The sequence below is a fragment of the Alteromonas sp. KUL150 genome (assembly GCF_009811475.1).
Taxonomy (GTDB): Bacteria; Pseudomonadota; Gammaproteobacteria; order Enterobacterales; family Alteromonadaceae; genus Alteromonas; species Alteromonas gracilis.
Genome location: NZ_BLIJ01000060.1, coordinates 45,054 through 57,205, shown reverse-complemented (window position 1 = coordinate 57,205; position 12,152 = coordinate 45,054). Strand labels below are relative to the sequence as shown.

The window sequence follows — 12,152 nt, the reverse complement described above, 5'->3', positions numbered from 1 at the left end:
GATAGACGGACACGACTTTGTTTTATCCCATTAAAGGAATTAATAAGGCGACTGATATGAGCACGGAAATTCAAAGAGATATTCAGGCGATAGTGTCAATAGATGCCATCCCACACATCATGCAAATATTGGCAAGTAGCTTGCGGCTTCGTTTTATTTGTGTCGCCAGGGTAACCGAGCAAGCATGGACCATGTGCGCTGTCTTAGATAAAGCAGATTTTGGGCTAATGCCGGGCGATCACTTAGAAATAGACACAACATTTTGTCGTACGGTGCGCGCGAGTAAAAAAGAAATCGTGATAAATCACGCATCTGCTGACAAAGAATACCGCGACAATCCAATACCTATAATGTACGGATTCGAAAGTTACTTCTCTTATCCTATCTTTGATGCAAATGGCGAGTTCTTCGGTACCTTGTGCGGTCTAGATCCTGAGCCAAGAGAGCTTCGCAACGAAAAAGTTCATGGCCAAATAAGTGCGTTTGCGAAACTTATCTCAAATCAAATACTGTTGAGTGACCATATCGAGCAAACCTATGCTCAACTTGACGATGCGAAAAAGATGACGCGTCTGCAAGAGCAGTACATCGCTATATTAGGTCATGATATTCGTACGCCTTTGTCTTCAATTCAAATTGGTATTAACTTTTTAGACGATGTTATAAAAGACAGTGAAATAGCTAGCACAATACAAGTCCCAGTATTTAAAGCTGTTTCACGAATGAAAAATAGCGTGCAAAGAATGACGCGCTTGATAGAAGATGCAATGGACTTTACTCATAGTCGGGTAGGTAAGGGGTTGCCGGTTGAACTCGATATTTCACATGACCTGTCAAAGCAGCTGCATTACACAATAGAGGAACTGGCTACAGCAAACCCGCAAGCGAAGATAAATATTCATATTGATATCGCATATGGCTTAGTGTGTGATGAGAAACGAATTTGCCAGTTACTTTCCAATTTGTTGAAAAACGCGTTAGTCCATGGTGATCAGACCCACCCTATTTACGTTAAAGTTATTACCAATAACACTGAGTTTCTATTAAGTGTAACTAATAGCGGATCAGCAATTTCAGATGAATCTAAGTCTAGGCTTTTCCAGCCTTTTTGGCGCAGAGAAGAGAGCGAGAAAAAAGAAGGGTTGGGGCTAGGGCTTTTTATTGCTTCTGAAATTGCGAGCGCTCACGAAGGAGCAATAAAAGTCTCCTCAGATTCTAAAAACACGGAATTTACTTTTACCTTCCCATTGAGCCAGCCTTTATCAAACGTTCGTAAAGACGTGTCTTACTAACCGTAAATACGCTGGGTCTGTTGATTAATGCTTGTGCAACGATGTAAGTATGCGTATAATGCGCGCCCTTACAGCCATCCCAATTCGTTCCTTGTCTCCATACAGTCGGCTGTACTGTCGAGGCTACAACCGTAAGGAGCTATAATGCGTCATTACGAAATCGTATTTATGGTTCACCCTGATCAGAGTGAACAAGTACCTGGTATGATCGAGCGTTATACTACAATTCTTAAGCAAGACGGTGGTCAGATTCATCGTTTAGAAGATTGGGGCCGTCGTCAACTGGCTTACCCAATTGAAAAGCTGCACAAAGCCCACTACGTACTAATCAATGCTGAAGCATCTGCAGAAGCTGTTGACGAATTGGAAAATGCTTTCCGTTTCAACGACGTGATCCTACGTAACATGGTTATGCGCACTAAGACTGCTGTGACTGAGCCTTCTCCAATGATGAAAGAAGAGCCTCGTCGTGAGCGTCGTGACGATTCTGCTCCTCGCCAAGACCGCGCGGAAAAGAAAACTGAAACCACTGAAGACAACGCTTAAGGAGATCACCCATGGCTCGTTTTTTCAGACGTCGTAAGTTCTGCCGTTTCACTGCAGAAGGTGTGACTGAGATTGATTACAAAGATATCGCTACTCTTAAGAACTACATCACTGAGAGCGGTAAAATTGTCCCTAGCCGTATTACTGGTACAAGCGCAAAATATCAGCGTCAGCTGTCTTCTGCGATCAAGCGCGCACGTTTTCTTGCGTTGCTTCCGTACACTGATTCACACAAGTAATTTGGCGAATATAAGGGTTAGCTAAGATGAATATCATCCTACTAGATAAAATCGCCAACCTTGGCGGCCTGGGCGACCAAGTGACTGTTAAGTCTGGTTACGCTCGTAACTTCCTTTTCCCACAGGGTAAAGCGGTTCCTGCAACTAAAGACAACGTTGAAAAGTTCGAAGCACGTCGTGCTGAACTTGAAGCGAAAATTGCTGAGCAACTAGCTGCTGCTAACGCACGCGCTGAAAAAGTTGCTGAGCTTGCTGAAGTTACAATCGCAGCACCTGCTGGTGACGAAGGTAAACTATTTGGCTCTGTTGGTACTCGTGACATCGCTGATGCAATCACTGCAGCTGGCGTTGAAGTACAAAAAGCAGAAGTTAAACTACCTACTGGTACTCTTCGCGAGACTGGTGAGTATGACATCGACTTACAACTTCACTCTGACGTTATCACTTCAATTAAAGTGATCATCATTGCTGAAGCGTAATCGCTGACGTATTCGAAAAGAGCCGCTCCTAGAGCGGCTTTTTTTTGCTCTAAATTTTTGTTCGATACTTAAAGATCAATACCAATCCGCATAGATGATTGCTCACCCAGAAGGCGCTGGCAAGTTTCCTAGCAAAGCGTGGGAATGCAGGAATGGCCGTTGCTTTTTAAATTCCCAGAGCGAAGCTTGCCAGACCTTCCCGAAGGGCGAGTTTAAAATATCCCTACCCTCACTCCACGTCGCGGCGCCTAATTAACGATGGGTGTAAGCAAATATGTCCAGCGCCGACAAACAGCGTATTTTTGAGGTCCACTCATCTGCGATAAATAACGTTTTTTAAATGGTATTTAAACAAAATGTTAATAATCGCTGAAATTCTTAGTGTCATGGCTTTAAACTTTTTCTGTCACTACTGCGACCTATAGTAAACCACACAATAAAAAGCATAAGTGCCATATTATGGACATCACTAAGCAAGCAATAAAAAACGCGACCGGGGTAGGTATAGGAATAACACTGCTGGTATTTTTAGGGCTATATAGCCTGTTTAATTTACCTGTACAGCTGTTTCCTGACATTGAAAGACCGAATATTAACATCCAGACCTCGTGGCGCGCAGCGTCTCCCCAAGAAATTGAGTCGGAGATCATTGAGCCTCAAGAGGAAGTGCTGCAAGGGATCCCTGGCCTTGAGTCGATGAGCGCATGGGCAAACCAAGGCAATGCGTGGATTAATCTAGAGTTTGGTTTAGATACGGACATGCAGAAAACGCTCATTGAAGTGATTAGCCGCATGAACCGCGTACCGCCACTACCTCGCGATGCCCTCTCCCCTAATATTATGCTTGCTGGAAGTGGAGGAGACGCGCCCGCTTTGACCTACTTTTTTCTTCAGCGCCTTCCGGGCAATCCAAACGAAATTAATACCTATGTCACCTTTTTTACCGATGTCATTAAACCTCAGCTTGAATCTATCCCGGGTGTTGCAAGGGCGCGTATGGAAAGCGGGGTTGGCGGTGTTGAAGAGTTTCAAATTGTTTTCGACCCATTTAAAGCGGCGCAGTTAGGCATTGACCTAACGGCAGTCGCCAACGAGTTGGGTCGTGCGAATGATATTTCAGGCGGCTTTGTCGATGTGGGTAGAAGACGCTATACCCTGCGTTTTGACGGTCGTTACGAGCCTACGCAAATGGGTGAAATGATTCTTGAATGGCGAGATGGCAGCCCTATCACTTTAAATGACATTGCCGAAATTAAAATCACCCGCGCTGACGGTGCAAACTACAGTGTGCAAAACGGCAATCCGGCCATATCTATTCGCGTAGACAGACAAAACAACGCCAATGTTCTAGCTACCTTAGAAGCCGTAAAAGAAAAAGTTGCACAAATAAACGAACAGGACTTGGCTCCTGAACAGTTAGTAATGGCGCAAAGCTTCGATGCCTCAGTATTCATCTATAGAGCGGTGCAGTTAGTTACCAGTAATTTGTTTATAGGCGTGCTGCTTGCCATTGCCGTGCTTTGGCTCTTTATGCGCCAGCTGCGGGCTACGCTCATTGTGGCATTGGCCATTCCTATCTCACTACTTAGCACTTTTGTGGTGCTTCAACTTACCGATCGTTCGCTCAACATCATTTCACTGGCAGGACTCGCCTTCGCGGTAGGTATGGTGCTAGATGCCGCTATTGTCGTGCTGGAAAACATTGTAAGAACGCGCAAGAGCGCCGAAGCCGAAATCGAAAATAAAGACCCAAATTCACAAACGCACATGGAGGATTGTGCCCATCGGGGAACGAAAGAAGTGTTTGGTGCCCTCATGGCGTCAACAGCCACCACCGTTGCTATTTTTATTCCCGTCATGTTTTTGGAAGATGTTGAAGGGCAATTGTTTGCTGACCTCGCTCTTACCATTGCCATTGCAGTGTGTATGTCGCTAGTGGTTGCGGTAACGGTATTGCCTGTTGTTGCCGCTAGATACCTTAATGGCAATATGCCAGCTGATAGCTTACAGCGGGTATGGGCAAAAATAACCCGCGCTATTATGTCGCTATCAAGTACGCCGCTTCGCCGCCTCGTATTAGTAATAACGCTTATGGGCGTGCCTATTACAGGTAGTGTTCTGCTTATGCCTTCCATGGACTATTTGCCACCCGTAAAACGCGATGCCGTTGACGCCTTCTTAAGTTTGCCTGCAGGTGCCAGTGAAAACTTTATTAGTGAAGAAGTGATGCCAATTATCGTTGAGCGATTGCAGCCCTATATGGACGGAGAAAAGCAGCCAGCGTTGAAAAACTACTACATTATCACATGGCCAAATGGCGGGAGTTTGGGTGTGCGCGCTAAAGAGCAGTCTAAGGTTAAAGAGTTAGAAGCCATTGTTCGCGATGAAATTTTAAAGGATTTGCCGGATACACAAACCTTTTCACAACAAGGCAATTTGTTCGGCGGCTTTGGAAACGGTCGGTCAATTGACATACATCTTCAAGGTACTGATCAAGCCATGCTCGGCATTGCTGCGCAAGCAGGTTTAGACAAATTGAGAGAAGTTTTCCCTAACGCTAATGCGCGTTCGAATCCTCCACTAGAGCAAGCTGAACCAGAGCTTCGCTTTTACCCCAATGACAGCCGAATGATGGAAGTCGGGTTAAATCGCGGCAGTATGGGGAACCTAGTACGTGCCATGGGTGATGGTATGTATGTGGGGGAGTACTTCGATGGCACCAAACGCATGAATATTATCTTCCGCTCAGCGCCCTGGTTTACACCCGAAGACTTGAACAGTACGCCAGTCATGACGCCATCAGGCGAGGTGGTGCAATTAGGCGAACTGGTAGGTATTGAAAGAGCCGTAGGACCAAGCCGTATTCAGCGCATTGATGGTCGAAGAACCCTTACGCTAAACGTAAATCCGCCAGAGGGTATGAGTTTAGAAGAAGCCATGAAAGTGATTACCTCTGAGGTTGAGCCCGCCATTATGGCCATGATGCCTACCGATGGCGCTATTCATTATGGTGGTAGCGCGGATAGCTTAAAAGGGGCTATTGCCTCGATGGCTGATAACTTTCTTTTTGCCATGGTGTTGCTACTGCTGTTAATGGCGGGTTTGTTTAAGTCGTTAAAAGACAGCGTTCTGGTAGTACTTTCTATTCCGCTAGCCACGGTGGGCGGGGTGATTGCTATTCGTATCATGAACATCTTTACCTTACAGCCCATGGACCTGTTAACCATGATTGGCTTCATTATTTTGCTAGGGCTTGTAGTAAACAATGCCATTTTACTCGTGCATCAGACTCGCCTAGGAGAGCAAGAAGGGCTGACCCGTGATGACGCGGTAGAACAAGCCATCAAACTACGTTTACGGCCTATCTTTATGAGCACGCTGACTTCAATCTTTGGCATGCTGCCCCTGCTGTTGCTACCAGGTGCAGGCAGCGTTATTTATCGAGGTCTTGCGGCTGTAATTGTGGGGGGAATGACGGTGAGTACTATATTCACCTTGCTATTACTGCCTACCTTGCTGCGTATGACGGCTTCAACGTCATCTGTAAATATACTCAAACCCCTGGCCGAGCGCATAGAGAGCACTGGCGCTTCGCCGACTACCTCATCCACCGTAAAACAAAATAAATACAACGATCATGTGTAAGGAAAAGACAACCATGAAAGCAATGACTTCTACTCTCGCCCTTAGTTTGTTTACCTTATTTGCAAGCAGTGTATCGTTGAGCGCACAAGCACAGGATAGCAATCAACCACCGCCGGTGCTGGTTCAAATAGATGAAGCCAGAGAGCAAGCGATTTCACAACTAACCTGGGTTCCTGGAACGGTACTTAGCGTTATCGATGCAAACCTTGCTTCTGAGGTAGATGGTCGCATCACTTGGATGGCAGATGTAGGTGATGTGGTAAAAGCGGGGGAGCCTTTAGTTAAAGTCGACGATACTCGCTTAAGCATTACCCGCAATCAAAATGCCTCAAATATTGCCAGATGGCAGTCGCAGGTTGAACTGTTTACCAAACGTCTCGCGAGGTACAAAAACCTTCAGGCCAGTCAAAACACGTCCAGAGGTGAGTTAGAGGAAGTGGAAGCTGACTTAGAGAATGCTAAGCAGGAGTTAGCGCAAGCCAAATTGGATTTAGAATTCACCGAATATCAGATAGCACAAAGCAGTATTCGTGCTCCCTTTACGGCGTTGGTGGTTGAAAGGCTGCAGTCGCCGGGCGAATACACTGGGGTAGGGCAAACCCTACTTCGCGTGGTAAACCCTGATAGCGTTGAAGTTCAGGTGCGCGCACCGCTCAACGTATTACCCTATATTGCTAACGGCATGAGCGTAAGCGTTCACAATAACGTGAACCAAGTAGAAGAATCTATTCGTGCCATTGTACCGGTAGGCAACAGTACATCGCGCATGATGGAGTTACGAATTGCCATCAACCCCGGTGACTTTCCTATAGGCAGTGCAGTGCGCGTGGCGTTGCCTAGCAGCGATACTCATGATGGTGTCACCATACCCCGCGATGCACTGGTACTAAGAAAGTCGGGCACCTTTATCTATCAGCTCAATGAAAATAATGAAGCGGAGCAGGTTAAGGTGACAACCGGGGTGGGCATGGGTGATAGAATTGAAGTGTTTGGCAATGTGAACCCGAAGCGCTCGGTTGTGGTGAGAGGAGCTGAACGCCTGCGTGCAGGCCAGAAAGTACGTTACAACAATGAGCGTGAGTCTTTGACGGCGAAAAGATAAAAAGGAAGCAAGCCAGCTCTCTACCGATAAAGAGACTGTTAACTTGTTACAAATAAAAGGTGGTGAATTACATACTACTGATTAGACTGTAGGCCAATCTAGTTTATCGTTAGCGAGCGAGACATTAAGGGACCAGAGCAAGTGAAGCAGTATATCGCCACCTTTTTTATAGCAACCTGCATGCTAGCTGGGTGTGCTACACCTAATCAAGTGACGAGAGTAGATGAGAGCAATGCTGTAATCAAGTACACCAATGAGCCTGGGTATGAGGATAGATTCAGCAATATTTATGGCGGTTTTAAAGCATACCCCGTCACGTGCACTAATGATTGCTACCCAGCGTCTGCCGATATTGAATGTGAAAGTGACATGCAAAATTGTCAGTTCGTTGGCCAAAAACCGACAGTGAACTCGCACACCGGCTTTAATGTCACCTGGTTAGGGCACGCCAGCTTTTTACTTAACACCGCAAGTGGTGAGCAAATACTTATTGACCCTGTGTTTGGGCAGTTTGATTGGCCTGTTAATTGGGCTTTTCGATTGGCGGAGGGGTTCAGCCGCAACGAACCTGCTGAGGTAGGTGAAGACAAAGTCGCAGAAACCGACGCTGTGGTTTATTCCCATATTCATTATGACCATTTTAATAAAGCCGATATTGCCGAATTAGGCACAAAGCCCGAATATCTTGTTCCGTTAGGTTTCGCAGAGCACTTCCCTAATAGAGGCTACACCATTAGCGAGATGGCGTGGTATACCAGCAAAAACGTAGGCAAAACCTCTATTCACTTCGTGCCTGCCCATCATTTCAGTAACCGAATTTGGGTGCCGTATTTGTACGAGGACGACAATGCAACACTGTGGGGTGGTTGGGTATTTGAGAGTGAAGGCAAAACATTGTTCTTTGCGGGGGATACGGGATATTCACCACACTTCAAAGATATTAAAGCGCGCTTTGGGGAAATAGATGTTTGCCTGTTACCCATAGCGTCTTATTTCAGCGAAACCTCACCTAAATGGTATCGCAAGGTACATACTACGCCAGAAGATGCCATTGTTGCGGCCCAAGACCTAGGCTGTAAAGCCGTAGTGCCTTGGGGCTATGGAAATGCCAGCTGGATGATGGGTGACAAGACGTCACATTCTGCGCTGTTTCGATTGATGAAAATGAAGAAGCAGCTAAACCCTGCAATGCCTTGGGTTATTTTGAATGAAGGTGAGCAGGCGTCTTTTTAATTTAAGCTACGGATAAATGGCCTATTTATCCGCAATCTTATCTGCAATTTTTTGGCATTTTCCCCGCCATTCATCATCAAGCGGTTCAAGTTTCGCTAGCTTTTGTGCCAGGGCTTTGTCTGCTTTGGTATGGGCGCATTGCATTAGGGTGTGAACATTAACGGTATCGTCCTCACGGTGCAGTAGTGTTACTTCGTCGCCAACGCTAATAGTTCCAGTTTTAATAACCCGGTAATACCAGCCAGTAATACCTCGTTCGCCGACAAATCTGTCTAAATTGGGAATGTTGAAACGCTGAGAGATTTTACTGCAAGGGGCACGGGGTGCACTTACTTGCAGTTCTACCTCGCCGAACTTCCATATGTCGCCGATATAAACAGTGGCATCGTCCATGCCCTCTACACTGATGTTTTCGCCAATGCTGCCTAGCGAAAATTCGCCTTCAGGAAAATGCTTTCTTAATGTTAGATAGTTGGTCGGGTTGAACTGATGCAGCACTTTTTCCGGTCCACCGTGAAGACGTTTATTGGCTTGTTCGTCTTCATCGGTTCTGTCCATATGTACCGTTAACTTGTCGATAGGGCTTTTGACAATACTACTCGGTGCCCCACGAGGGCCTAGCGGCTGAGGTTTTCCAGCAAACAAAGCGTTAACAGTAAATGTGGCAGACATGGAATCTCCAAAAAAATATTTTTGTGCATTTAAACCTTTCTACTATAGGGTACGACTAACCTTATAACACTAACAAGTGCTAATGCTAATCAGCACCACAAATAACAAAGAGAAAAGAATGGAACACACACAACAACGTGTTGTACACGCCAATGTGGTGTTTGGTAACAAAAGCGAAAACGAGCTGATATCTAAAGCGAAGAGGGGCGATAAACAGGCGTTTAGATCCCTTTACGATGAACATATTGGGCGAGTCTACGCGCTTTGTTACCGGCTAACAGGTGAAAAGGGAATGGCGGAAGATGCTTCGCAAGAAGTCTTTATTCAGCTATGGAAAAAATTGGGTAATTTTGATGGGCAAAGCCAATTTTCCACATGGTTACACAGTGTTACGGCAAACATTACCATCTCCTATATGCGCAAGCAGAAAGGGTGGGTGCAGCGGATGTTTAACTTGGAAAACAGCGGTATTAACGAGATGCCGGCTGAAGGTAACAGTACTGATGTGGACTTAGAAGCATTGGTTATTCGTCTTCCTGAGCGAGCCAGAATGGTTTTTGTGCTCCATGCGTTAGAGGGTTACCGACACGAAGACATTGCAAATATGTTGAATATGGCAGTGGGTTCGAGCAAAGCGCAGTTTTTCCGTGCTAAGCAGTTATTAAAAGATTTTATGGGAGTCGATGATGAGTAATTTTGACGACAAGCTTGCTCAGCATATTTCTGAGCTATCAAAAGAGAAGCAGCCCGAGCGAGATCTGTGGCGAGGCATAGAGCTAGGTATAGCATCGGCTCAAGACAACCCTTCAAACGATGACGCTTCATCACCTACGGTTACATCGAGACAGTGGATGGCGATAGCCGCAAGTGTTTGTTTAGTTACTGTATTGTGGTTCGCTGCTCCTTTTGCGTTTAAAGCTGATGAAAGCCGAAGTGATGGCTATGCCCTGATCGACGCAATGAGTATGCAGCAGCAACAACAAGTAAATAGTCTTCTTGCTAGTTATGAAAGTACAACAGCGCTAACTGAAGATTGGCAAGAACAATTAAAAGAATTAGACGATGCTGCTGATGTTATCAAAGCGGCGTTAAAAGACGATCCAGACAACTCAGCATTAATCAAAATGCTGCATCACGTATATCAACAGCAAATTGCCTTAATTGAGCGAGTGCACGCGCCAAAGTGGCAGCAAATTTAATAAGGGTTTAAAGATGAATATGAATACTAAAAACACATTTTTGCACACGTTTAAAACGCCTGTTGCGGCTAAGGTGCTACTTACTACTGCGTTGCTAAGTATCGCTACAGCGGCATTTGCAGGGGAAAAGGTAGATAAGACCATCGATACATCGGCTTCGCCGAAAGTAGACATTGAGCACATTAACGGAAAAGCGGATATTCGAGTTTGGGATAAGTCTCAGGTTCGTGTCACCGGTGAACTGGGCGATCAAACTGAAGAGTTCATCTTTGAAAGACGCGGAGATGTTGTGGTTATACACGTTGAAGTCGAGCGCCATTCAAAGAGCTGGTTCAACAAAGGGAAAGATGGCGACGACCTTGTTATCTACATACCTAAAGCAAGCGACCTGCATTATACCGCGGTCAATGCAGACCTTATTGCGGAAGGTGTTACAAAAGCAGTAGATGTTGAAGTCGTGAATGGCGACGTCACACTTAAAAATATTGGTGAGCGTGTTGAGGTCGAGTCGGTGAATGGAGATATCGTGCTCGAGAACGTAAGAGGCCGATTAGAGGCGGAAACGGTAAACGGCGAAATCGAAGTGACACACTCAGGAAACACGCCAGTAAGTTTTGCGTCAGTAAATGGCAAGCTCGACATTACTTCCGATAGCCCAGACGTATCAGTAGAAACCGTCAACGGTCGAATTGATGTAGCCCTTCAAGCGGTTGATGTTTTACAGATTAATACAGTTAATGGGCGTACTTTCGCGAGTTTAGGCCTTAACAAGAACGGCAGTGTAAAAGCTAACTCTGTGGGCGGCGCGATGGAATTTGTCTTTCAAGATGGGGTATCGGCACAATTTGATATTGAAACGCACGCTGGCGGCAATATTGTGAATAATATCAGCGATGAAAAGTCGCAAAAGCCGAAGTATGGCCCAGGTAGCTGGCTACGCTTTATCCATAACGGTGGGGCTGCAAATGTAGATATCTCTACGGTGCACGGCCGAATCGAAATAGACCAAAAGTGAATAAGCTATAGGCAAGGCAATTGAAACTTTAGGTTGAAAAAAAGAGTTTAGTCCACATTTATTAATCAGACATGTGGTGAGTATTGAAAAGCTGCGAGTTACCGCAGCTTTTTTTGTTTGGTCGCTAAAAATGTGTGATTGAGCGCTTAAAAGTAACAAAACTACATTTTAATCGCTCTTAGGTACACGGTAGGAATACTGCGCGCTACGCCTAAGAAAATTGCGCAGTTAATTGTTTTATGCATGGAGGTCAAATTGAGTATTGTTGGACACGTCAAAAGGTTTTGGCGGTTTCATAGCCTAATTATTGGTGCGTTTGGGATTTGCGCGTTTACCTTAGGTTGTGCTGTTCAAGAGCCCGCTTTCTACGAGGGTACTTGGGTTGTGACTAAGGCCTATAATCCGGGTATTTCCGCCCACTCTGTTTCAGAATCAGAAAAGTTCTTAGGTCGCTCTATAACGTATGCTTCAGACACGGCTAAACTAGATCAGACGCTTTGTGAATTGCCGGTCTATTCAACAAAAAATATCAGCAACCAAGATTTTTACGCTGCTTTTAAAGCATCGCCGTCTTCTCTGGGCTTTAGTGACGACAAGATTACTGAAGTAAATTTGTCTTGCTCAGAAGGCACGGACATCTTAGGTTCTACCCTAATCTTTCAGGAAAACGGTAATACCTATACCTTGGTCGATGGTACGTTTTTAAAGCTGGAGAAAACGCTTTAAACGA

At 45.5% G+C, this 12,152-nt stretch carries 12 protein-coding genes; 11 read left to right on the top strand and 1 reads right to left on the bottom strand.

Annotated features, from left to right (window positions below):
- Nucleotides 1-56: 56 nt before the first annotated feature.
- The 7 genes from GVO62_RS14055 (at nucleotide 57) to GVO62_RS14025 (ending at nucleotide 8,536) form a co-directional block, all read left to right on the top strand.
- On the top strand, nucleotides 57-1,292 hold the full coding sequence (locus tag GVO62_RS14055; RefSeq protein WP_159119754.1) for a GAF domain-containing sensor histidine kinase: 1,236 nt from the start codon (nucleotides 57-59) through the stop codon (nucleotides 1,290-1,292).
- 144 nt (nucleotides 1,293-1,436) lie between these two features.
- Complete coding sequence (rpsF, locus tag GVO62_RS14050; protein ID WP_014951120.1) at nucleotides 1,437-1,838, top strand: 30S ribosomal protein S6; 402 nt, start codon at nucleotides 1,437-1,439, stop codon at nucleotides 1,836-1,838.
- 11 nt (nucleotides 1,839-1,849) lie between these two features.
- On the top strand, nucleotides 1,850-2,077 hold the full coding sequence (rpsR, locus tag GVO62_RS14045; RefSeq protein WP_012519954.1) for a 30S ribosomal protein S18: 228 nt from the start codon (nucleotides 1,850-1,852) through the stop codon (nucleotides 2,075-2,077).
- A gap of 26 nt (nucleotides 2,078-2,103) precedes the next feature.
- Nucleotides 2,104-2,556 (top strand): 50S ribosomal protein L9, encoded by a 453-nt coding sequence (gene rplI, locus GVO62_RS14040; protein WP_012519953.1) that lies wholly within the window; start codon nucleotides 2,104-2,106, stop codon nucleotides 2,554-2,556.
- Between the two features lie 459 nt (nucleotides 2,557-3,015).
- Nucleotides 3,016-6,201 (top strand): efflux RND transporter permease subunit, encoded by a 3,186-nt coding sequence (locus GVO62_RS14035; protein ID WP_159119753.1) that lies wholly within the window; start codon nucleotides 3,016-3,018, stop codon nucleotides 6,199-6,201.
- A 13-nt stretch (nucleotides 6,202-6,214) separates the two neighbouring features.
- Nucleotides 6,215-7,303, top strand: coding sequence for an efflux RND transporter periplasmic adaptor subunit (locus GVO62_RS14030; RefSeq protein ID WP_159119752.1), 1,089 nt, complete (start codon nucleotides 6,215-6,217; stop codon nucleotides 7,301-7,303).
- Nucleotides 7,304-7,483: 180 nt separating this feature from the next.
- Nucleotides 7,484-8,536 carry an MBL fold metallo-hydrolase gene (locus GVO62_RS14025; protein WP_159119830.1) on the top strand — a complete coding sequence of 351 codons (1,053 nt, stop codon included), beginning with the start codon at nucleotides 7,484-7,486 and terminating at the stop codon, nucleotides 8,534-8,536.
- 21 nt (nucleotides 8,537-8,557) lie between these two features.
- Here GVO62_RS14025 and GVO62_RS14020 read toward each other — a convergent pair whose 3' ends face one another.
- Entirely contained in the window at nucleotides 8,558-9,208 is a 651-nt protein-coding gene (locus tag GVO62_RS14020; RefSeq protein WP_159119751.1) for an MOSC domain-containing protein, read from the bottom strand.
- Between the two features lie 118 nt (nucleotides 9,209-9,326).
- Between GVO62_RS14020 and GVO62_RS14015 the strand changes: the two genes are divergently transcribed.
- The 4 genes from GVO62_RS14015 to GVO62_RS14000 all read left to right on the top strand — a co-directional run bounded on the left by GVO62_RS14015 (nucleotide 9,327) and on the right by GVO62_RS14000 (nucleotide 12,148).
- Complete coding sequence (locus tag GVO62_RS14015) at nucleotides 9,327-9,902, top strand: RNA polymerase sigma factor (protein ID WP_014999874.1); 576 nt, start codon at nucleotides 9,327-9,329, stop codon at nucleotides 9,900-9,902.
- Nucleotides 9,895-10,407, top strand: coding sequence for a hypothetical protein (locus GVO62_RS14010; RefSeq protein WP_014999873.1), 513 nt, complete (start codon nucleotides 9,895-9,897; stop codon nucleotides 10,405-10,407). Before GVO62_RS14015 ends, GVO62_RS14010 begins: the two co-directional genes overlap by 8 nt.
- Nucleotides 10,408-10,420: 13 nt before the next feature.
- The gene (locus GVO62_RS14005; RefSeq protein WP_159119750.1) at nucleotides 10,421-11,422 is read left to right on the top strand and encodes a DUF4097 family beta strand repeat-containing protein; all 1,002 of its coding nucleotides are present in this window, start codon (nucleotides 10,421-10,423) and stop codon (nucleotides 11,420-11,422) included.
- Nucleotides 11,423-11,677: 255 nt separating this feature from the next.
- Entirely contained in the window at nucleotides 11,678-12,148 is a 471-nt protein-coding gene (locus GVO62_RS14000; protein ID WP_159119749.1) for a hypothetical protein, read from the top strand.
- Nucleotides 12,149-12,152: the final 4 nt, after the last annotated feature.